Genomic DNA, 24,745 nt, shown 5'->3' with positions numbered 1-24,745 from the left:
TCATTTTTACCGTTTTTGACTGCAATATCTGAATTTTCAGAGCCCTAGACGTGTTGTTCCCACCCCTACGCAATTATAAAATGACCGTAATAATTTTGACCTATTTAAACTAAACTAGGTGTCAGCTTGAGGTGTTAATTGAGAATAGTTATTAATTCCTTGGTGTTAATTCTTTGCGCAACTTTATTATCATGTAAAGTAAAAGACCCCAATGAAGATAAACCACAACAACAAAAGCAAGATTCAATTAGTGACCGTGAAGCATTAATTGCTGGTTCTACTGACGTCGAATTTACTATAACAGATGAGAATCAAGCGCCTCTTAGTAATGTAACTGTTTCTGTAGCAGCTCAAGAGTATCTCTCTGATGTAAATGGACGAGTCTCTATCAATAACCTTTCATTTGGTAACCATGCAATTTTCATTACACAACTAGGCTATTTCCCTAAAGCGAGCATTTTAGTAAATCAGCCTAACTTTTTCACTTCCCATATTCAGTTAGAAACAAAGCCTGCTAACTCAAAGAGTTTGCTATTTGCAGGTGATACAATGTTTGGTCGACGTTTTCTAGACCCCAAGTTAGACACCATGGGTACATCAGTACCTGATGTTAGTAATGCGCTAATTAGACCTGACTCAGCGCGAGAAGACAGTATTGCGATTACCAACCAAGTGGCAGCACTGTTTAGGGCTGCTGACTTTTCATCAGTCAATCTTGAGTCGCCAGTGACGACAATGCCAACGAATGTACACCCAACCAAAGAGTTCAGTTTCTTTTCATTACCAGAATCATTGCAAAGCCTAACTGAAATTGGCATTGATTATGTCGGCCTCGGTAATAATCACATCTATGACTATTTGCAAAATGGCCTTGAAGATACCTTGCTTGAAGTCTCAAGTGCAGGATTTCTTAATAGCGGTGCAGGCCTTAACGACTCTGAAGCATTTAAAACTGTCTCACATAACCTTGAAGATGTTAACTTAACACTTTTTGCAGCAACCACAATTACGGGAAAAGAGCACCAATATACGTATGTCGCTGATGCGAATAAAGGTGGGGCTGCGGATTTGACTAACTCAGAAGAAGTTAGAGCAGTACTTGAGCAACTTGATCCTAATGATTTTGTAATCGCACAAATGCATGGTGGCGATGAATACTCATATACGCCTTCACCCTATATAGGTAGCCGATTTAAGGTTCTTTCTTCGCAGAACACCGATTTATTAATTGGCCATCATCCTCATATTGCTCAAGGGTTTGCTGTATATAATAAAATACCGGCCATATTAGGTTTAGGTAATTTTGTATTTGACCAGCCTAGACTTGACACTTTGTTAGGTCTTGCTGTGATGCTTGATCTTGATACCCAAAGCCAAACTATTAATCGCGGCTTTGCCTACCCAATATATTTAGAGGACTATAAGCCTCGATTCACAAACGGTTTTTTAAGTCATTATTTATTGAGAAGAATCGCTGAGCTTTCTGATGATAATATTACCCTTATCCCCCGTGAAAACTACGCAGAGATATACTTTACAGCTAATCAAGCAAGTAAAAAATCTCAGCAAGTGACCATTGATATTGACGCGACTACAGACATCATCGATTTAAGACAGTATTCGCCATCATCGGCAGCCTATGTTTCATCTATTGAAGTGAACAATGAAGCGCTTGATAACCTTTTACTTGGCCGTGATATTATGGTGTTTGGTGATTTTGAAGATTGGGACAATGACACCGAAGCGTTTGAAGTAAGTCGCTGGGATCACAGTAGTGAAAGCGTTTTACCTTGCACTGATAACCCATTTAATGGCTTGCAAGCACTGTGCTCAACTCGTGATAAATTTGATAATACTCCTTCTATCATTCCATTTAGACATACAATGCGAGTTATGGAGTTAACCGATGAAGCAGGCGAGCTTGATCTCAGTAAAGACTTTTCATTACTAACCTATTTACAGTCTGAAAATGGTGGACAGTTCGAGGCATTACTGACCTATACCACTGAAATCGATGACCTTACCTTTGCAGAAAACCTAGTTCCAGTCAGCGAAGGAGGCGATCAGCCATGGCACGCTTTTAGCTATGATTTTAGTTTACCTTCAGATGAAAAGACACTTGGGCCTAAAGAGCTCCCCCCGCGTGGCGTAAAATTACAGTTTAGGCACTATCCACCGAATACAGGTGAAGCAATCACTCGCCTAGATGATGTCGCTATGATTAGCTGGCAGCAAAGTATTAACCTAAAAAACGGACAATGGAAGACCGATAAAATGCACGGTTTCGACTTTTTAAAAGTCAATTCAAGTGGTGAGGTAAGTTTAAAGCTTACATTCACTGTACTTGATTAAGGAGGAATTTTGGCTGCATTACAACAGTTGTTGCGATTAACGCAACAAAGAGCCTTTTGGTTCACTGTTTTCTTATTTGCGATTGTGCTTTTTAGTAACCTGCTGAACATATTTCAAGCGAGTGATGCATTTTTCTATAAAAAAATAAGTTCGTTTAGTAGCACTCAGAAAACAAACGTTGTGCTCATCACAAGTGAAAGTCTCAGCACTAATCATTCAGACTTAGTCACTCAGCTATCCGAGTATCAGCCAAGAGCAATCATCATGTTAGCTGATGAGCCATTGCAGCCTGCAACCAAGGAAGGGGTTTTCTATCCTTATGCTGGTAGTGATTATTGCATGCCAAAAGTGGAAATTTGGGCAACCTATCAAATGCGTATCCCCGCTGCTGATAATCTTGAATGTGAAAGTGTATGGCAAGCTGTTTTTAATTATAACCATGACAAATCTAAACTGATTAATTTCAGATTAGACGTATCTGCGCTTCCAAAATTTACCGCTAAGCGAATACTTAACTTCGACGTTATGAGTGAACAACTTGAAGATAAAGTGCTCATTGTTGGTCAACAAGCTGCTGAATTTAATGTAAATATACATGCTCCTAAACTTGAAGGCCTAAATGATCCTTTACTTCTTTTTGCTTACATCGCTGATAGTATTGAGAAAAACAGCACTATAAATGAGCTTAATTTTGCTATATCGGTAGTATTTGCACAGGTTTTTGTGTTTACTTTGCTGTTTTTCTATCAAAAAATATCTATAAGTTATTCATTTCTAGTCGCTTTCGGCATAACTATATTTTGGTGTGCTGCCGGCTACTTTTTAGTGAACTTTACAAAACTTTTCATTCCAATTGGTCAATACATCACACTGACCTTTGCAACTTTAATTTGGGTTGTAGTTGCTCGAAAGATTTCTGAAGACAAAGAGCTCACAGCTGATGTAAATAACATTCAGCAGATGATGATGGGCCGTTATATTCCTCAAAGTTTTATTGAGCACCCATCCCCATGGGATCCCATTATTCAATTAATAAGTCAGCAATTAGATCTGGAGAAATCAATCTTTTTAGCCCGTAAAGAAGACGACCACCGAGTAGTTGAAATTCGCGCAATAAATTGCCAACTCGATGATATCCAAGAAATGAGAAGAGACTATCAACGCACACCTTATAGTAATGCGTTAAAGTCATTAGGCATTGTGAAAATAAACCGTCCTTTTTTTAAACAGGTCATTAAAGGTGAAATTGAATTCATTGCGCCACTTGTATACGCTGGTGATGTACGTGGCTTTTGGGCTCTATCAATTGTTCCTAACCAAAGCTTTCATCAGCAAGCGTTTGAAAAAAACGTTAATAAGTTTGCTGCCCAAGTTGCTGAGCTCCTATTCCATTACCATATATTTAAAACAACACAGGCTAAGAATCGAACTCTAATTAATAGACTACTTACATTTAAGCTTCACGAATCGGTTAGCCAGAAGGTTAAAAGCTCACTTAATGAAATGGAGCAAAAGCTAACCACCTTAGAAATGGTATTTAACCATACCAGTCCTGCTACAGTGTTATTTAATTTGTTCGGTCAAATTATTCAAACCAATGCTTCTTTAGAGCACTTTGCTAAGCAGCACCAAATTGCTATTTTTGAAACGACAGCCCTTGATTTACTTTGTCGAAGTTGCGCACTTGATATCGAAACTGCAAAAGGGAAATTACGCTACATAACTCTAAATAAAGCTACTGTTGAGCTACCTGCTAACCTAGATAAACATAGTTATACGCTTATTATTAGAGCACTTCATTCCGATAACTCGCAAACCGCATCCGGTGCGCCTTTTCAAGTGTCTGGAATATTATTTGAATTTATTAAAGACACTCCTGAAGTAATTCCGGAGGCTAGACTTTAATGGACTTCGTTTTAGCGCTTTTTCCTGCAGGTAGTGGACTGGGTCAATCCGTTATTACAACTGTTTGGGTTGGGACTGCCGTTGTATGCCTACTCAATTTGCGCTTTGGATTTCCACTTACAGGCCTTGTAGTTCCGGGTTACCTTGTGCCATTACTCATAATTAGCCCCACCTCAGCAGCAGTTATCATTATAGAAGCTATTGTTGTATATGGGTTTATGCGTATAAGTGCAAGTTACTTGATGGAGCGCTTTGGTTACAGTGAAATGTTTGGCAGAGACCGCTTTTTTGCCATCATCTTAATCAGTATCTTAGTCCGTGTTTGTATGGATACTCTATTTTGGCCAATCATAGCTGACCAGTTAAGCCTATGGGATATTACTTTTGATTATGCATCTCAGCTTTATTCTTTAGGTCTGATTATTATCGCATTAACAGCTAACGTAATGTGGAATGGCGGTTTTAAGTATGGTCTGAAAGTAAGTTTTATTCAGTTATTCATCACTTATATATTGGTGCGATTTGTACTCATGCCGTTTACCAATTTTAGCATCGCTAATTTAGGTATAATGTATGAAGCTGTTGCCGCATCTATTATTGCTGCCCCTAAAGCCTATATTATTTTGGTTATTACAGCCTTTTTGGCCTCTCGTGCAAATTTAAAGTATGGCTGGGAATTTAACGGTATCATGCTACCTGCGTTATTAGCTTTACAGCTAACGCAACCAAGTAAAATTTTAACCTCATTTATAGAAACTGCCGTTATATTAACGGTAGGAAGCTCTCTGATTCATTATACTCGCCTAAGGCATGCACATATTGAAGGTGCCAGATTACTGATGCTATTCTTTACCATAGGCTTTATTTTTAAGCTTGTTTTAAACTATATCGTCGTTTGGTTCTTTCCAACGGTTAAAGTAACCGACACCTTTGCATTTGGGTATATGCTCGCTACCTTACTTGCCCTTAAGATTTATCAAAAAAATGCACTGGGTCTGGTACTTAGAGCTACATTTCAAACTTCTGTAATAGGTGGAAGCCTTGCCATTATTGTTGGCTTTTTAGTCATGCTTGTGCCTTCTTTACTAATAAAACAAAGTATTAGCCCTGAAGCAGAAAACTTACAAGTCATAACACTTAACCAGCAAGTGAGTCAGTATAAAAGCTATTTATATACCACTCGCTCCAATAGAGTAACGGTAAGTAGCTATAAAGCAAGTCAAGCTGTATCTGACTTCAAATATGCTATTTATCAACTGAACAAAGCCATCGAGAATAAGCAAAAAATGGGGCATCTCAGTGCCATGTTCAATTCTATCGGCTTTAAGCTTGTGAGTGATGATAATTATGTATATCTAATAGATATTGTTGAGAATCAACAACGTGGTTTATTTGTAATTAATAAAAAACCACAGACAAATTTAATAATCACTGTGCCCTACCCTATAACTGAGGGCCTTGCTAGTGACTCTGCAGCTCTTATCTTTCAACACTTAAAAAGCAAAGCACTCGTTTTTGGAGCCACAAGGACGCCTCAAGTAACGTTGACGAAAGAAAATCAACAAAGTCCATTTTACCAAGCTTTCATTAATGCATTGGAAATTAATGAGCTGTTACAGGTTCGCGAATCTAACCGTCATACTGCAGCTTTACTCAAAAGCACTCCTAGTGATGTAAAAAGCCAATATTGGATCTTTAATCGACTTCCAGAATCTATAAGTCAGCGCGAGATCCATGAATTTTTAGGCAGTGAAGCAACTTATTTTGGTAAAGCCGCCAAAAGTAGTTTACCAGCAACAGACTTTACCGGGTCTATGCTTGAGGTCTTTCTTGATGGAGATAATTACACCAATATTTTGGCGTATATTTACCGTGAAAATTATCGCTATAGTAATTTAAAACTTAATATTATCAATGAAGATATGGCTCATATTGTCGATGACTTTTCCGCTTATATCAGCAGTAAAGGCAGTTTCAATTATCAGCCATTAACTCACAGCCAAGTAGCCCTTTGGGAATTTGAAGTCTTAACACCACTTTATAAGTTAATTGAGCAAATTGGCAACTCATCACTTAATGAAGATGTATTAAATCACTTAAAACAGATTAATGGCACAGCCGAATTACTCAATTACCAGCTACAACTTGTACAAAATAGTAATGGGCGATACATACTGCTTAGCCCATTGCAAAGTAATGATGCACAGGCTCTTGGGCAAGGTATATATGCATTTTCACTGAGTAAACATGAAGCAATCAGTTTAAGTGTCCCAAGGCCAATATTCGAAGGGAATACGTTAAGTTTCGCAAGTGAGCTTTTCACTAATTCAAATGCTGCCAACTTATTAATTGCAGGTGCACATCCCTACGCTCACCCTGAGGCAAATGTTCTTGCAGCAAATAATGTCGGTTCATTATTCAATGTTGTTCATCAAAGCTATTCACGTTTTAAAGCACAACAACCAAGCTTAAATATTCAGATCCGTAGCCACAGTGCGCCATCATGGATCCGCCCTAACGCAATTGCATTTTCAAATACCCAAGTAAGGGATATTGCAACTCCTCTAATGGAAAAGCTCACTAAAGACTTAAGCAGTCTAGGAGTCAGCTATCAAGTAGTAGAAGGTCAAAAAGCCACTAGGGGCCTCGAAATTGGTAGTTCGCCACAATATGGATATCAACAGTTTAATTCAAACAGTGAACTGGCAACCTTATGGATTGCATCTGACTTTAAAGAACAGTTTTCAATTGATCAAAACAGCCTTCTGATGCGCCTTCTCGCTATCTCGAATAACCCGACTGTAACCACAATAAATCTAGCTACTTTGTCGCCTTCAAACTGGGCAGCGCTCACTAGCCATGATAAACAAATAATCCAACGAAAAATTAATAAATATACTGCTGATAAACAAACTGCGGCCTTAAAGACGATATGTTCTGAACTAAATGAGTGTGTATTACAGACAATAAAATTAGAACAGTTGAATAAATTCGTACTGATGATCAAAAAGCAAAATAACCTCATCGCCATCTATAACCCAGCTAGCAATCAACTGATTGATATAGATGTTTTTAATAACATGATGGTTGGAGGCTTTAATGTATCTAATTAAACGCTTCCTAGCTATCTTAGCTATTATCACTGTTTTATTAATCGCCTTATTTACTTGGAATAGCTTTTTGATTTGGCTGGATTCAGCAGAACCGGTAAACCCAAAAACCAGTAAAGAGACTCGCTCAAAAGTTCAATGGTTAAGTACTAAAAAGCCACTGACTTATACATTTTCTAATCAGCGGACTCACTCACTGCGTATACTTTCAAATGCTGTATTTGATCAATCGGTTACTCTTGATAAACCAGTTAATTATGCCATCAAATATACTCTTTATAATGATAAAAAAGAGGTGATCTTAGATGAAACTTACCACCACGCTTCAAAGCTAGTTAACCAAAGTGAAGAGCAACAGATCAAACAAATCATTGAGAATAAACAATCGCTTAATGTTGCGTCTGGGCAATCATTTTACCTGCCAATAGCTCATTACCCTACGGCAAAAAGCGTAGCGTTATTACTTATCCCTGAAGAAAAATCAATTCAAGGCGTGGTAGTTCGAGTTCATGCGAAAACTCCCGTTCAAAACGTTGATCCACTTAATAGTTGGTTAAAACGGCCTCTAGATAGACGTAAGCGCGCAACTGATTACCTTACCATGGGTGAAAATACTCTAACAAATACTGAAATAACGAATGCAATGGCATTTTGGTGGCAAAAAATTGCACCACAAGGTATTCCTGAAATCGACTTTAAGTCAGACATCCTATACGAAAGCTTACCGTATAATGTAATTAGTTATGACTTCAGTCAGCAGCAGTATAGCCTTGCAGCTTATTATACTAGAGGTAGTTTGTGTGCCAGTGTCAAGTTAGATGAAAGTGATAGCTTAATTTTCACTGTCAGTGATAACCAAAAACCCCCTTCATTGATCTGGTATGACAAACTTCAGTTTGAAGCGCCAAAAAAAATAAACTTTACTCAAACTGATGAAGTAAACACGTACAAAACCCCATTACTTAATGCGGGGTTAATTACAATCTGCAGTGAAAAAGAATTGTTAACTCAATGGCGAACAGAGTCTGGGGCAGTTATTTTAACAAGTTATGCTGGCAGTTATTTGATAAACCCAAAAGTGTCAGTTGAATTTGATATCGTCCCTGAAAGCCATCTAAATTTAGAACTTAGAACATTAAATAGCAGCCAAATAGACGTAACTTTATACGACAATAATAAAAAACAAATCGAACGATATGCCGTCACTATAAAAGGTGAAGCATCTAAATTTGACCGGTTAATTGCTAGCAATACCCAGAGACAAGCGGTAGGCATGCTCACATCGTATTACCTGCGTACACCGCAACAAGCACGCTATATTAAAGTTGAATCTAGCGACGATGTATACCTGCGTGTAAAGTCAAGACTCGCTAACTTTCATTATCAACGCCGCACTGCACATCAACCGCTTACGACTGAATCAACAGATGGCTTTTATGATATTGCAGCCTGGTATGAGCAAAAAGCAAGTAACCATTACGACTTGGCGCAGCGAGAACATTTCGTAAATATTCGTACTTTCACTCCACCTAGAGATATTGAGGAAACAACAACATACTACCAATCTAAGGAATTATTTAATGTTTTGCCATTATCAAATGTGGCACTTGGTTTAAATCCAAAACGATATTATGAAAAGCCAGAGCCATCACAAGAATTTAATTTTGGGATCTATAATAACAATCACTACTTCCCCTCTTCTGGCGAAAACGATAACCGGCTGATATTAAAAATAAATAACAATAGTGCTAATGAAGTCAAAACCGCTGATATCTCTTTGTCAGAAAAAATGAAATTAATTGATGAAGCAAATACTGTTTATCAAAATTGGTACGGTCATCGCCCTTGGGTAAAACAACGCCTTTACCAATTAGATAAAAATAAGCCAATTAAGCTGCTTTATTCGAAGAACAAACACCCAATAAGCATTGTCTTTAAAGCATTTCGTACTCAAAGTAATAAACCTATTACATTGAGTCTTGAACATACTGCTAATTACAAACTTGGCCTGACTAGTGAGTACAGTATTGCAAAGCAAAGTTATCAGCTACATAACTCTGAGCTATTAGAATCATTTTTAATTCACCCTAAAAAGAGCCAATTAGCTAGCTATCCTAGCGTTACATTCAAAGTCGCTAATGATATAGATTCTTTGCAGTCCGTAACTTTAACCTCTTCCGAAACGATTTGGCTATCAATACTTGAAGAGTATCTTGTAAAGGATCAAAAAGTAAGGTGGTGGAATAATGAACAATAAAATTATCGTTACTGTTCTTATATTATTTACCGCTGCATGTTGTGAGGCCGCTCAGCTAGAAAAACTCACTTCCAGCCTACGAGTTTGGTTGAATAACCAACAACGTGTACCAGAGCACTTTTCCATTAAGAATGGGGCTTTAGTAGCCAATAAGTCTCTTTTTTCGGGTGGTGAAATACATTTTAAAGCAAAAGGGAACACCTGTATTTCTTATGCTCCACATAGATATTTTGATAAACACACATTGCAAATTGCTAAAGCCTTATTTAGTGAGTGCCAAGTGTTATTGACTAATACGAAACACCGAAATAGCCGTGATTCCGATGGCAAAATAATCGATTTTAGCAAATATAAAAATAGCAGTAGTAACGCATTTATACTTGCGTACAGCAGTTCAGTTAAATCATTTTCGATTTATCAAATCCATGGATTTGCAAAGGAAAAGCGAACCACAGAGCAAGGACGAAAAGCAGATATTATTTTAAGCGAAGGCCATGTATTCGCCTCTAAACGAACTTTAGACATTGCTCAATGCCTCATTAATAAGCTAGGTATTAATGCATTGGTTTATGGGCGCGATGTGCATGAGTTGGGTGGAACACACAATGTTCTTAATTCGCTGGCTCCTGTTAATAGTCAGTTTTTCCATATCGAGTTAAGTCGCGAGCTGCGAGAGCAGTTAATAATTAACAACCAACTTTTAAAGCAGTTTAGCCTATGCCTTACTTCATAATAGCCTTTATAACATTAACGCTGCTAGCCTATAAACCAGCTCTTGCCGTACAACAAGAGCATGCTGTTCTGCAGCCTCCTATCTGGTTAAAAACCTCTCCAAAGCTAGACGTGCTCGCAACCACACAAGAGATGCAATTTGATTCGTATGAGCATCAATATTTATGGCTACCCGAAGGGCACTGGTTAGAGTTCAACCCTGAGTTATTCGACAAGTTCATTATGAGTGTGGGTAACACACAATATATACAGCAACGAGTTCAAATGGATCGTGACTTATTATGTTTAGAAAAACGGTGTCAACTTCCTGCTCTTGGGCATAACCGTGTTGTAGCGATTCAAAACCGCCAAAATGAGCGGGCTGAATTTTCTGCGCAAGTCGGTCACTATCAAACCACTGTTGATAGCTTTAAACGAGCCCTAAAACTTGCTAAGCCATCAGTATTACTTTCTTCAAGAAAAGGCAGCGAACGGTTTTATAAGTTCGATAAAGGTGATGAGGTCACTCTATATTTTCCTGATGCAAAAAAAATTAAGCTTTCGGTCAGAAAGAATATGGAGTCTTTAGATAGCCATGGTGCTGTCTATGCCTACACAGATGAAGTTCTTACTGCAAAAGTTAACATCATCAATAACCCGGCCCTTGAATACCAAAACCAAAATGTTGGCTTGGTGAATAGTGACTATTTAGCTATTGATGCGGGCCAATATTTAACCATTAAAAGCTATGCCGATTCGTATGTAAAAATATCGCAAAGCCACAGAGCCATATACGATGATTCGACAGCCATAAAAGTTGAAGAAAAACTACTACTCCCCTACTGGTTAAAAACTGCCAATGATGCAATGGAATCAGTTTACAATGAGTATTCGTTGAATGTTTTTAGTGACAGTGTATTTACAAAAAATAACTCCCTCGCAGTTAAGCGCTACTATGATTTGCTTAGCTTAATGTCCACACAAACTTTACTAGAAGGGAGCAGCGTAGTTCATGCTTCGAGCCAATCAAAAAAACGGCTAATTACTGAACTTGAAGAGCAAAGATTAGTTGATGATCAATTTTATCCACGCATTAATAAACAGGTCAGACATATTACGTCGCTTTCACAGATGGCTTTGAATTTTGACTTATTAAGCCAAAAACGAGTCACGCCGTGGCTTACCTTCGTTGCCCGTAGTAATAAAGACAGTCAATTTAAACTTAATGTTGGTGATAAAAGCTGGTTGGTTAATGTTAAAGCTACAAAAGAATACCAAACAATTCACGTCTCAGTGCCATTAAACAGCAAAACGATGACAATTCAGAAAACCACTGATGATGTGCCTGGTATTGATTTTGCTGTTTATGCCAGGACACTTACAGATTTTCCAAGTAATGAAGTACTTTATTTACAACCGGGAACCCTTTCTGAAAAAAGCCCTATTACAGCAGAGCTAATAACTGAGCACTTAAGGAAATTATATAGTGACTATTTAGCGCTAATTGAGCCTTATGCCCCAGCAAGAAGAAAAATTAAATTAGTTAATTGGCAGCAATCTTTGCTAACAGCTAAAGACTTAGCTAAGTCAGCACCTTTAGATGCGCTTGCCTTTTTAAAACCATTAACTCAAAACCCAAATCCACAGGTTGCTATTGAAGCATGGCAAATTAAAATAAATATTTTGCGTGAACAACAACAGTTTCATCTTGCAACAAGTTACTTAGAAGGACTATACAAGAGTACTCAACAAAGGGAATTACAGGAGTTTGCTTTAAAGTCTCTATTAAAAACCTACCAAGATGAGCACCAAGAAATAAAGTTGTTTGCTCTGTGCGCAGGAAACCAAAGCTTATTGGAAGAATGTAATAGTATTCTCACTAAGCTTGCAACTAAACAACAGAAAAATAGACTCGCAATATGGCTTTTAAACAAAAAGGATGAAACTCACACAATTAAGCAAGCTTATATGGCACTTGACTACCACAGTTTAAGTCCTGGATTAAAAGCTGAAGATAAGCAATATGAATTACTTTCTGGAGCCCAAGAAACATTAATAAACTCTCAAGGAAAATTGCAAAACACTGTGCTTTCACAGCATATGCCCTGGAAGTACACTGCGATAGAAGCGGTTAATTTAAGTATAAAAGCGCGCACAGAAGCCAAACAAAACGGCGAGTATCAAACTGCTTGGTTAAAGGCTGATAGTCAATACCAACATAAATTAATGCCAATATACAGCGATATTCCATCAACAACACTCATTGTTGAAAGCCAAAAAGCGGCTTCTGTTGCATCAACAATGATTGTGAGTCTGAAAGCAGGAGAGACACTCACTCTATCAGCTGATCAGAAAGCCTTTATAGAGTTTAAAAATATACCTGACGCATTATATGAAGCTTTTGATTACCGCTCTGATGCTGCAAACCAGCTTGCTACAGACGATATTATGTCATTAGTTTACGCCTATGATGCCACACAAAACGACCTTTTAATTAATGGCTTATATCTATTATCTAAAAAGCGTTTAAACAATAATGAATATACGCAACTATTACAGCGAATAGCTACAATTCCTGCGAGTGCCGCATCGACCTTTTTACAAAATAGAATAGAAAGTTTTGGCCACTGGCAACCCTTAGATAGCCTAATCGATTATGCAGGTACGCGTCTTTTTAATATTCAAAGTGCAGCACAAACTAGCTTTGCTGATAGGTTTAACCAATTCAAGACGCATCTAAAAAATAATGATGGTTTATTGATTCGCCCATTTCATACCCTTTATATAGATTTGGCCGAAACAGAGGCAGAACAAATTCGCTTTGTATTTAATTTTTCTACCGCAGAGCTTGCCCAAGCTAATGTGGCAAACTTATCCATACAACTGGCTAACAGTTTAAAAATATGGTCTGTTACGGAGCAGCAAAGCATTCCCTTTACATTTAATAAACGGGAGTTAGATAATAATGTCATTGCCCTACACTGGCTTAACCCCTATTTATCTCAACAACTAAAAGTTGAAGTACAGCAATATATTGCGGGTCGGTGGAGAAAGATAGAATTACCTACAACGCTACTATTTTATTCTGTTATTCCCACTACCCCTTTGCTTGCGACTTTAAATGCAGATCGTTTAATCAAGTTAGAAAAGATAAATAGCTATAGTCGAAGTGAACGCCAATTTTTCCATCCTGCAGGCAAAATTGAAGTCAAATCATCGGAACTTGAACATGTTCGCCTGTATACTTGGGAGCTTAGTGATCTCAATAATAAGATTTCAGAATTTACACAAGCACAAATTCCTTTGCCTGATTTAGTAACTTATCGAGTACCAGAAAAGCAAACAATTGTAAGTGATCAAAAGTCATTTCAAAGTGATGATCTTAATTGGCAAGGTTTTATACAATTTGACCAACAAGAAATATTTCAAACCGCTGAAAATATCCCAACCCAACAGAGCATTGATATTGGCGCTCGTTTACGTATTAACGACGACAATGATTGGTACCAATTAGAAGGTTACTACTCATTTAGTAAAGAACAAACGGATCTAATTGCACTCAATGGTTACTATTCATGGCAAGATGATACAACTCCTTGGTATGTTGATGCGCAAATTCAAAGCCGTTGGCAACCAAGTCATAATGGATTTGATCTTCAATATGCCCTTGATAGTAGTTTCAGTGTAGGACAAAAATGGCAACGTGATTCTTCGCATCGTCACCAATGGCAGCTAACTCCATTTATTCGTTACAGTAGTGCTGATTTAAATGATTACCTCAGTGACGACCTACTTAATTCAAATGTATTTAATTTTTACCGTGAAAACCATGCCTCGGGATGGCAAGGGTTTTATCAATATCGTTATCACCCTTGGGTCGATAATTATTTAAATTTTGGTGTGTCATCAAGCTCAAACGATGATTGGACGAGCTTAGACTATCTGCACTTCAACACCAGTTGGAATCAATATTATCAAGATCACATTTTCCAACTTGGCATTGATAGCTATTACCGCTTTAAAGATGAAAACCGTGCCACAGCTACGTGGCAATACATCACACAGTTTGCTTGGCAAACACAAATTAGTTTAGGTGATTTTTCACATGGTTGGCTAAAGGTGCGACTACAACAGGATTGGGTATGGGACAACCACAATATTAGCATCGAGTTTTCATCTGGTAACAACCAACATACCGGATTTACCCCTTTTGCCCATGATGAAATCATTTTCCCAGCACTTCAATTAAATCATTTGCTAGAGCACACTGACTATGAGTAACCACTTACTTACAAAACGCCTTGAAAACTTGCTTTTCGCAGACATTGCCAGTTTTTGGTTAGACTTATATCGCCAAAAATACCGCGAACTAGTTGATGAATTAAGTGAATGGGAATTAATAAAAAATCAGCCTGATGACTATGAGGAAGATGATTGGTTACTACTGCAAACTATTTCATTTTTAACTCATAAAATTGATACCCTACAAAGTCAATTAATCAAAATTGATGCCGATCACAGGCGCTTTATCGAGCGTTTAAATCATGCCGAATTAAAAGCTGAGCGTGAGTTTCATATTCTCGATTACGCGTATACTTTAGGTGCAAACCGAGAACAATTAAAAAAAGATCAAGATGCTTTTCAACGCTGGTTTGATGAGGGAGCTATCATCAACAGATACCAAGATAAACTCTCTGAACTTGAGCAATCTCTTAAGTTTTTAATAGGTAAACTGGGTGATTTAACTAATCGCTATTTACGGATCCACTCGGGGGAAATAACCAAATCATGGTTAACACTCAATTTAGAAAGCTTCTTTTTGGGGCTACTAGAAAAAAGTGAGAACGAAGCTATTCGTAACTCTATTTTTCGCGCCCTTGCCAACCAGGTAAACTTAATTAGCGAATATGTAAGTGAAACTCAATTCGATTCTGATCTTGTTGAGCTGTTATTACTGTCTCTTGAAAAACAATCAACCCCACATGCTGCAAAAGTAGATATTTTAGAAATTCTGATCAATTTAAGACCCACTTTTACTCACTATTTTATGCGCTCTCAAATTGATTTAGATGTTTTACCAAATGAAAAAATCGAAGCTCAGCACCTGTTTTTATTGGCGTCATTTTCAAAAATTATATGTAAACAGCCTAAATTAAGTGAAGCTAATTATAAGCTTCTCATTTTACTTGCTAAGCATACTTACCCTCGAGTAAGGCAAAGCGTCATTGAACAATGCGCATTATTACCCAGGGCATTTGCTCTCAAACTATTAACAGTTCGGCTCCAAAAAGAAACCCATGAAGCGGTACGACTAACACTCATTAAGCAATTAACAGATCCTCGTTTAACCAAAGAGTTGCAAGTTTTTCACATATGGCGAAAACAACTGAAAATTGCACCAAGCTTTGCCCAGAAGCGTTTATTACTCGAGTTAACGCCAAGGATAATGTTCAACTTACAAGTTGATTATGATCAGCAAAGCCAAGCAGATATATTGTTTAAGTCTTTTATCAATGTCTTAAATACGCAGCTTGAAAATGAGAAAGATACTGCCGTAAAGCGAATTATTAGCCGTGTTAGAGAGCAGCTTGTCAGCTTTGTGTACCAGCAACAAGTCGCTGAGCTCGAGTTTAACTTAAACTCAAACTTTACCATTAATTTAAACTCTGAATGGGTTGAGCAAGATTTATTAGGCCGAATTTTGAGTAAGCAAGCGCAGAATAATGAAGCCTTTAATGTAGCAATGAAAAATAAAGGCTGGCAAATACAACGAGGTTACAGGCGGGGCTTTCGTTTTTGGCGGCTATGGCATGAATTTAAAAATCCAAGTACAGGTAAACGCCAAAGCTTTAATCATGTACAAGCCAGAAAACCAAGTGCATTTATGCATGTGCCGAGCTGCACCGTCGCGGAGATTAGCCAAACGGAGGTACCTGGAGAGCCCCGGTTTGATGCTAAACAGTTTAGTGCTCGACCTCATTTACCTATGTTAGATTTTCTACTGAGTACATTGTCACAAGACAATCTGAAAACGCCAGCTAAATCGTTCACTCCTGATGGTATTTTAATCGTCACCCCTCCCTGTAACGTACTCCAACGCATGTTTGCGTATAGCTGGATTTCTTTCAACTTTGAAAAATTAGATGATTTACGAAATGGTTCTGACCACGAACAACAAGACTTTCTAGAGTTAATAAAAGCAAGAGGCTTCACACTTGATTTCCAACAATATGGATCCGTGCTTAATGCCGAATTCCCTGTTGAGCCGAGTATTGCCAACTTATATCAAAAACTATCCCTCACGCCCTTCTTGTTTAATATGTGGTCAAGCTTTAAAGAATATGCCTATTCGCTTTATCAAAATAGTATTGGTCAACTGATCTTTTTCGTTATGGCTTTCTCAGCCTACTTTTGGGCTCGCCACATAAAAATAAGTAGGCAAATAAAGTCAGATAGAGCCAAAATTCCCGTTTCAATCGGGGGTTGGGGAACACGAGGAAAGTCAGGAACTGAACGATTAAAAGCAGCATTATTTAGTAGTTTAACTCTTAAAGTGATTAGTAAAACAACAGGTTGTGAAGCAACTCTTATTTATGCAAGAGCAAGTGGAGAGCAATTCGAAATTCCATTATTCAGACCTTTTGATAAAGCGAGTATTTGGGAACAAAGCGATGTTTTGCATTTTGCAACAAAAGTAAAAGCCGATGTATTTCTTTGGGAATGTATGGGATTGACCCCGCGCTATGTAAAAATATTAAGAAATTGGATGGATGATAACTTTTCAACTATTACCAATGCTTACCCAGACCATGAGGATACATTAGGTCCAACAGGAATTGATGTTGCAAATGAAACAAGCCATTTTATCGGTGAGAATAGTTTAGTGTTCACCAGCGAACAAAATATGAACCCAATTCTTGAATTAAATGCAAAACAAAAAAACGCTAACTTAATTCAAGTTCACTGGGCCGATGGTTTGCAAATAACTGATGACATTCGCTCTTTATACCCCTACCAGGAACATCCATCCAATATAGCACTCGTGTGCAAAATGGCGGAACATATCGGCTTAAATAAAGATTATGTATTCAAAGAAACATCCGCACGAATAGTGCCTGATATTGGCGTATTAAAGCACTTTACTGAAGCGCCTATCGGTAAAATTAGTCAATCGTTCGTCAATAGCATGTCTGCAAACGAACGCTTAGCTACATTAGAAAACTGGCAGCGCCTTAAGCTTGAAAGATTAAATAACGACCCAAAAAACCAGATAATCGCGCTTATAAATAATCGTAACGACCGTGTCGCGCGCTCAAAAGTTTTTGCTGCGATGCTCAGTAATGACCTACGTTTTGACCGTGTTGTGGTAATAGGAAGTAATGTAGAGGGATTCTACAGTTACTTTCTCGATGCATTTATAGAAAGAGTAGAAAAGTTAATTGAAATTAATGATCTCGAAAGCCTAGATAAGCTTCTAGAGCAATTTAATTTACTCACCAGAGCTGAAGTTAGAGCAAGGTTTAGAATTGCATATGGCAGTGTAGCAGCTGAGAATTTACTTACACTTAGCGAGGGGGTTGTTAATAAATCTTACATAAAAGAGATCACAGGAGAGATCCCTGATCAAGAACTAACCATAATTCTCTATACCCTGCGTATTTATTATCAGCGTATGCACCTGGATTACCTAAAAAGTGATATCGCAAAGAATAGTAAAGAAATAAAAGAACGCTTGATTTCCATCCTCCAATCTAAAGTCACATTACTTGACGATAGCAATATATCTGCAGATGAAATAACCAATTCGATTGCGGATTTAGCTTTGCCCAATACTCATCAGGTCGTTGTTGGTATGCAAAACATTAAAGGAGCAGGGTTAAATTACGTTTATGCCTGGCAGCAATGGCAAAAAATATCACAAACTATTACGAATATGCTGAGTAAGCCCTGCACAGCTAAAGAGTTCAGAACGGCATTAACTAGTTTAAATATGATAGTGTCATTTAACTTACTTGAAACTGACTACTTAAAACAAAAGTTAGATATATTGAAGAAAAGTCAGCTTGCTCAAAATGAGTTCTGCCAAGCAGAAATAACGACTCTTCAAGAAAAAGTTAATGAGGAGTATTTAAAAGTAGACGAAGAAAATTCGCAATCTCGCCCTACTCGTTACTTTAACCAAGTGATCGAATCATTTTTAGATGCAGGTGCTGCTGTAAAACGTAAAAAACGTGCTATTCAAATATACAATGATATAGCAGAACAGCGCATAACATTAGAAAAAGCAATTAAATTACTTAGCGAGATGAACCGTAACCAAAAGTCAGGTTGGTTCACAAATAAACGAAAACTTTACGACAAAAAATAAGAGAACTTTATTATCAATAAAAATAAAAACAATAATGAAAAATAATAAAAACAAATTCAAAAAATAAAACACAAATAAAACAAAAATAAAAATAAGAAATTTCCTACAAACAAAAATAACCAGCCTCATCAATATATTATGTGCAAATTAAAAATAAAACAAAATAAAACATCGTACCTAAATTGAAAATAACTTTATAAAAGATAAAAATATAACTGATAAAACATTTTATCTAATACAAAGGATAGTTATATGAAAAGTTTATTTTATAAGTTAGCTGTATTACCACTTGCTATTACCTCTGCACTTGCCGTGGCTAACACAAATTTGATTGAAAATGGATCATTCGAAACCGAGGTTGTCACTGATCATAATGGCCAATGGCAATTATTCAATGAAATCACTGGTTGGACACGCAGCGAAAACGCACCTTTTGAAATACAAACGAGTAGTCTAGGAATTCTCAAAGCGAAAGAAGGCCAAAAATATCTAGAACTTGGCTCTACGCAGCAATATAGCGTGTCTCAAGCCGTAGCTACAACAGCTGGTAAAATGTATGAAATTAGCTTCTATTACTCAGCACGTGTGTCTGGTGATGATACAGCGAGTACAGTTGAAGTGCTGTGGAATGGTGAATCCTTAGGTGTTGTTAATGCTAAATTTAAAGGTTGGACTAAGTACAGCTTTACTGTAGAGGCAACTGGCACAAGTTCAGAGATTACATTAGATGGCGTTGGTAGCAGAAGTAGTGTGGGTGGCTTCATCGATAATGTTTCTGTAAGTGAAGCTACAGAATACTGCTCAGTCCAAGCGGGTTTGTATGCAATTAATAAATATGGTTCTGATTCAGAAGGCTATATTTACCACTTAGACCCTGAAACATCAGCTGTAACAAAAGTTGCTGGTGTTACTAATACAGCTGCAAACATAGCAGGTATGGACGGTAAGCTATACTTTATGGAAAAGCTAGATAGTGAGACTAGAGACTCAAAAATTTACAGTCTAGATTTAGCATCAAATACGCAAAGCGAAGTCGCAGATACTAACTCTTATACTATTATTCGTTCTACAGTTTCTCCTGATGGTCTTAACTTACGTGCAACAAGCAAAACCTACATGTATGACTTCAACCTTGAAACTGGTGAAAAGACAGTTCTAGGAAAACTAAGCTACGAAGGTGAAGAGTTCATAGGTGGTGATATTGCATACTCAAGTGACAATAACGTACTTTATGCATTAACTGAACAAGCACTATACACAGTTGATCAAGATACTTTAGAACTTACATTAGTAGGTGAGCATGGAGTTAACTGGGCATCAGGCCTTGCAGTTGCCGATGATGGTACGATCTATGTTACTGGAAGAAAGAGTGGTCAAAGCGCGAAGCTTTATACGCTAGATCAAAACACTGCTGAAGCAACATATATAATGCGAGGTCCAGCTAATCTAAATGATCTAACATTTATTAGTGGGTCAACTTGCTCAACACAGTAAACTTTTAATATTATAAATGCCAGTTAAATACTGGCATTTATAACTATAAAAACTTCAACACGAAACACTCACCTAACGCTCTCAAAAAATAAAAACAAAATATCAATAAAAAATCTTAAAGCAATAAAAAAATATCAGACAAAAAATTATAAAAAAACATAAAAGTAAAATAAGAAATTTCCTACCCTAAAAAACAATATTAATATTCAAGCACTTAAACACAAAAAAACAATTAAAATAAAAAATATAAAATATAAATATTTGATATTTAAATTAATAACATTAAAATTTTAATATTAAAAAATAATGGAGAAATTCATGAAAAACTTTGTTACTAAACTGGCTGTTTTACCTCTAACTATTGTATCGGGTATTGCAATGGCTGGCACAAATTTAGTAGAAAACGGATCATTCGAAAACACAGATACAGTGACCGATCACAATGGTCAATGGCAGTTATTTAACGAGATTCCTGGCTGGACAAGAAGTACTCATGCTAAATTCGAAATTCAAACAAATAAACTAGGGATCGTGACTGCACAAGAAGGTAACCAATATCTAGAGCTTGACTCAACAGCCAATTACAGTATTTCTCAAAATATTACTACACAACCAGGCAAACAGTACGAGTTAACCTTTTACTATTCTTCCCGTAAGGAAGGTAATGAAACAACAAATAAAGCTGAAGTTTTTTGGAATGGTAGCTCTTTAGCTGTTGTTAATAGCTCAAGTAAAGGCTGGACAAAATATAGCTTCATCGTTGAAGCTGATAGCACAAGCTCGGTATTAAGCTTTGCAGGTACTGGTACATCTGATTCAGTAGGTGCATTCATCGATAACGTAGTAGTCACTGAAGTTGCTGAACCATGTGCTGTTGCAACAGGTTTATATGGTATTAATAACTTTGGCTCTGAGACTGAAGGCTATGTATACCACTTTAACCCAGAATCAAGCGCTGTAACTGTTGTTGCAGGCCTTAACAATACAGCATCAAATATTGCCAACAAAGACGGTATGCTGTATTTCATGGAGCAACTTGATAAGAATAGCAAAGCATCAAAAATCTATAGCCTAAATTTAGCCACTAACACACAAGCTGAAGTTGTAGATGCGACATCATTCCCTATTTACCGCTCAACGGTAACTGCAGATGGCCTGTTTTTACGTGCGACAAGCAAAACGTATTTGTATGACTTTGATCTAACTACAGGTGAGAAAACAGTATTAGGTAAGCTTTCGTATGAAGGTGACACATTTGCAGACGGCGACATCGCATACTCAAGTGACTACAACGTACTTTACGTGTTAACAGGAAAGGCGCTATATACTCTAGATGAAGGTAGCCTAGAGTTAACACTAATCGGTGAGCACGGTATAAACTGGGCATCAGGCCTTGCAATTGCAGATAACGGGACAATTTATATCTCAGGTAGAGAAAGCGGCGAAAATGCAAAAATCTACACCTTAGATCAAAACACCGCTGAAGCGACATTCGTAATGGATGGCCCAGCACACGTAAACGACTTGACGTTTGTTAGTGAAGCAGTTTGCGCAGCAGAGTAAACTGTGTTTAAAGCCATAAAATGCCAGCTTAGCTGGCATTTTTTTACTGACCTTTGGCATCACTTATTTGTGAGTTTCTTTTGTTCTAACATTTCTTTCCAGTGCATTACTTCTGCAGGCAGAATAGGTGCTACACCATTAAAACCAGCAACCTCAAGCATCTCTTCGACACTTACAACGCCTTTTTTGCGTTTAAAAACACCGCGCACATAAGCAATCGCGTGCAGGCCACGATCAGAGTGAAACTTTTGCTCAATATAAAAGTATTTATGATCCCAGCCAACCAAACGTGTACTAACCGTGTACCTTTGCATTGGTTTAATATCGCGAATATAGGTAATTGCAGTTGCGTTAACGATTGGAAACCAACGGCGTTTCATAATGTGCTTTAATAAACCTACTCGCTCAGTCATCCAGGTACGGGCAAGATCCATCATCGCTAAATAACGAGAATTAGTCAGATGGAAATTAATATCGCAATCCGTTGGTAACGCTTTGAATTCAATATCAATTGTGTCTAACAGTTGTTGATAATCACGATTACGTTTAATTTTAAAAAACAGTAGTATTAGTCGAAAATAGAGGTTCACGGCAAAGGTCTAACCAGTTGATGATGCACAAAGTGTATCACAGCATATTGCTAAGGCGAATATTCTGCTCTAATCTGTGCATATATTAGTATAAAAAAAGAATAACCTAATGAAATTTTTTAGTTTGGTAACTTTATTTAGTGCGAGTTTATTCACCACTTCAGCATTTGCTGACTTTAACTTTCCTGGTGAAGGTACTTTAAAGTACCCAACGGGTGTAGAAAAGGCCTTTAATTTTGGCTTTGCGTGGCAACAAGATGCTGAAAAATTCTCGATTGGTGATAAAAGCTATGACATGTCTCTGCCAGAGTCATATTCAGTGACAATTACACTTAGCAAAGACGAGGAACAAGTATGGGTGCAGGAGTTTAATAATGGCTTTATTGAGGGATTCACTTGGCAAATTGCCGATCACACCCTAAAACTCGAAAAGCGCAAATTTAGCGATACTGTAAAAGGCGATTATGTTATTAGCCTGGATAACCGAGATTACTTTTTTTCTCGCAATAACATCAGTATTGTTATTAAATTCGACAATGATGGTATTAAGAATATCGCCATTGATGGTGTCACCAAAGATATGGGTACCAAACAGTAATACCATTCGCTTAATTAATTGGTCATTTTTAGGCAATAAAACCTCGTTGATTTCAAAAAAATTTGTTATTTAGTAGTTCTAAATCAGAAATTTTTAACGCAGGTAGCGACAGCTATAATACCTCAAAATGGTTAAGTATTATTGCGGATTGGTATGATATTGAACAACAAAGAAAAAGGCTTGAGTTTTCACCCAAGCCTTTTTTATTTAATAAATTAAGTTAGTATCATTAAACCTTTACAGTCTTACGATTAATCCCATAATCTCGAAGCTTATTTGCTACTGCTGTATGACTTAAACCTAACCGCTTTGCAAGCTGACGAGAGCTTGGATAAGCAGGGTAAAGCTTGCGAAGTAAAGTCGCCTCAAAACGTTTTACCGCTTGGTCTAAGGTTCCTTCAAAGTCAGACTCAAGATAACCTAAATCATGGGTAAACGTTGGTAACTGCAGATGCTCAATACGCAATTCGTTATCATCTAACAACGACACAGCACGATAAATCGCATTTTCTAATTGGCGCACGTTACCTGGCCATGGGTAATCTTGTAAAAAACGTAAACAATCTTCAGACATTACAGGCACAGAATGACCATTTTGCTGGGCATACTTTTGAATAAAATGCTCAGCCAAAGGGCCAATATCTGCTTTTCTATCACGTAATGGCGCAATTTCAAGGGTTAACACGTTAATTCGATAGTAAAGATCTTCTCGAAATGTTCCTTCTTGGACCATTGCAGGTAAGTCTTTTTGTGTTGCTGCAATAATCCTCACATTAACTTTAACTTCGTTTTCATCACCGACCTTACGGAAGGTACCGTCTTGTAAAAAACGTAGTAACTTAGTTTGCAGCTGAGTCGACATTTCACCGACTTCATCTAAAAACACTGTACCACCATCAGCTTGCTCTAGCACACCACGTTTAGGTGCTGCATTCTCTTCATAGCCTGCATAACCAAATAATTCTGACTCAGCGACATCATCTGGCAAAGAAGCACATGATAAAGCGATAAATGGTTTTACTGAACGGTTTGATGCGTAGTGGCAAGCACGGGCGAGTAACTCTTTACCTGTGCCTGTTTCACCAGTAATGAGGATCGGCGCTTCAAGCTGTGCCATTTTGCGTGCTTCACGAACAACACGACGCATTGCAGTACTAAAATTATGTATAGTTGCAAAGCTTTCTTGGCCATAACGGCGAAACGCACTTACTTGCTGACCTAGTCTACTTTGTGATTTGATATTGATAACTGCACCGGCTAACACATCCCCTTCTGCACCTTGTGGTACTGAAATTGGCAGAATATCAGCAATAAAGTCTTCGCCAGCTACTTCGACACGCGTTGTTTGGCCAAGTACTTCTTTACCTTCTAACCAGCGAGTAAAGTTAAAGCCTTTAAGCAAGTTATTTATATTAGCGCCAATCACTTCGCTCTCAGATAATTGTAAGTCGCGACAAGCAGCATCATTACATAAACGCACCCACCCTTTAGCATCAATAGATATAACACCATCAGGTAATGCACGCAGTAATGTATTTAACTCATTATGCTCTCGCTCAGAAGGTAAGAATGCAGTCGTACGAACGTCTTTCACACCATCTATCAAGCGGATAGATGGCATAATTTTTTGGAATTGTTCAAATTCAATAGGCGGAAAGCTGACATACATTCGACAATTAACCGAATCTACTTCGATGCCTTTTAAATCAACTTGGTAACTCACCAAGATATTGAGAATCTCTTGTGCGATACCAATTCGGTCAGCACAGTGGATATCTAAACGCATTACATCCTCAA

At 37.6% G+C, this 24,745-nt stretch carries 12 protein-coding genes; 10 read left to right on the top strand and 2 right to left on the bottom strand.

Annotation, left to right across the window (positions count from 1 at the left end; genetic code table 11):
• The first annotated feature begins 138 nt into the window (after window positions 1-138).
• The 9 genes from QUE86_RS13185 (at window position 139) to QUE86_RS13145 (ending at window position 21,760) form a co-directional block, all read left to right on the top strand.
• The gene (locus QUE86_RS13185) at window positions 139-2,352 is read left to right on the top strand and encodes a CapA family protein (RefSeq protein ID WP_286257755.1); all 2,214 of its coding nucleotides are present in this window, start codon (window positions 139-141) and stop codon (window positions 2,350-2,352) included.
• Between the two features lie 9 nt (window positions 2,353-2,361).
• Window positions 2,362-4,257: a hypothetical protein gene (locus tag QUE86_RS13180; protein ID WP_130051929.1), complete on the top strand. Its 1,896-nt coding sequence runs from the start codon at window positions 2,362-2,364 to the stop codon at window positions 4,255-4,257.
• On the top strand, window positions 4,257-7,370 hold the full coding sequence (locus QUE86_RS13175; RefSeq protein WP_130051930.1) for a poly-gamma-glutamate biosynthesis protein PgsC/CapC: 3,114 nt from the start codon (window positions 4,257-4,259) through the stop codon (window positions 7,368-7,370). The genes QUE86_RS13180 and QUE86_RS13175 overlap by 1 nt, the downstream gene beginning before the upstream one ends.
• Window positions 7,357-9,624: a hypothetical protein gene (locus tag QUE86_RS13170; RefSeq protein ID WP_286257750.1), complete on the top strand. Its 2,268-nt coding sequence runs from the start codon at window positions 7,357-7,359 to the stop codon at window positions 9,622-9,624. The genes QUE86_RS13175 and QUE86_RS13170 overlap by 14 nt, the downstream gene beginning before the upstream one ends.
• A complete protein-coding gene (locus QUE86_RS13165; protein ID WP_167658472.1) occupies window positions 9,614-10,357 on the top strand; it encodes a hypothetical protein in 744 nt (247 codons plus the stop codon). The genes QUE86_RS13170 and QUE86_RS13165 overlap by 11 nt, the downstream gene beginning before the upstream one ends.
• Window positions 10,342-14,616 (top strand): hypothetical protein, encoded by a 4,275-nt coding sequence (locus QUE86_RS13160; RefSeq protein ID WP_286257747.1) that lies wholly within the window; start codon window positions 10,342-10,344, stop codon window positions 14,614-14,616. Before QUE86_RS13165 ends, QUE86_RS13160 begins: the two co-directional genes overlap by 16 nt.
• Entirely contained in the window at window positions 14,609-18,703 is a 4,095-nt protein-coding gene (locus QUE86_RS13155) for a poly-gamma-glutamate synthase PgsB (protein WP_286257744.1), read from the top strand. Before QUE86_RS13160 ends, QUE86_RS13155 begins: the two co-directional genes overlap by 8 nt.
• Window positions 18,704-18,955: 252 nt before the next feature.
• Window positions 18,956-20,197 carry a DUF642 domain-containing protein gene (locus QUE86_RS13150; protein ID WP_286257742.1) on the top strand — a complete coding sequence of 414 codons (1,242 nt, stop codon included), beginning with the start codon at window positions 18,956-18,958 and terminating at the stop codon, window positions 20,195-20,197.
• A gap of 318 nt (window positions 20,198-20,515) precedes the next feature.
• A complete protein-coding gene (locus QUE86_RS13145) occupies window positions 20,516-21,760 on the top strand; it encodes a DUF642 domain-containing protein (protein WP_286257739.1) in 1,245 nt (414 codons plus the stop codon).
• 59 nt (window positions 21,761-21,819) lie between these two features.
• Here QUE86_RS13145 and QUE86_RS13140 read toward each other — a convergent pair whose 3' ends face one another.
• Window positions 21,820-22,350, bottom strand: coding sequence for a thioesterase family protein (locus QUE86_RS13140; protein ID WP_130051937.1), 531 nt, complete (start codon window positions 22,348-22,350; stop codon window positions 21,820-21,822).
• 109 nt (window positions 22,351-22,459) lie between these two features.
• On the opposite strand from QUE86_RS13140, the gene QUE86_RS13135 reads away from it, so the two are divergent.
• Window positions 22,460-22,948, top strand: coding sequence for a hypothetical protein (locus QUE86_RS13135; RefSeq protein WP_286257737.1), 489 nt, complete (start codon window positions 22,460-22,462; stop codon window positions 22,946-22,948).
• 229 nt (window positions 22,949-23,177) lie between these two features.
• Here the strand turns inward: QUE86_RS13135 and tyrR are convergent, their stop codons facing one another.
• A complete protein-coding gene (gene tyrR / locus QUE86_RS13130) occupies window positions 23,178-24,734 on the bottom strand; it encodes a transcriptional regulator TyrR (protein ID WP_130051939.1) in 1,557 nt (518 codons plus the stop codon).
• Window positions 24,735-24,745: the final 11 nt, after the last annotated feature.

This window comes from Pseudoalteromonas apostichopi, assembly GCF_030297135.1.
Taxonomy (GTDB): domain Bacteria; phylum Pseudomonadota; class Gammaproteobacteria; order Enterobacterales; family Alteromonadaceae; genus Pseudoalteromonas; species Pseudoalteromonas apostichopi.
This window is presented reverse-complemented; position numbering and strand designations above follow the sequence as displayed.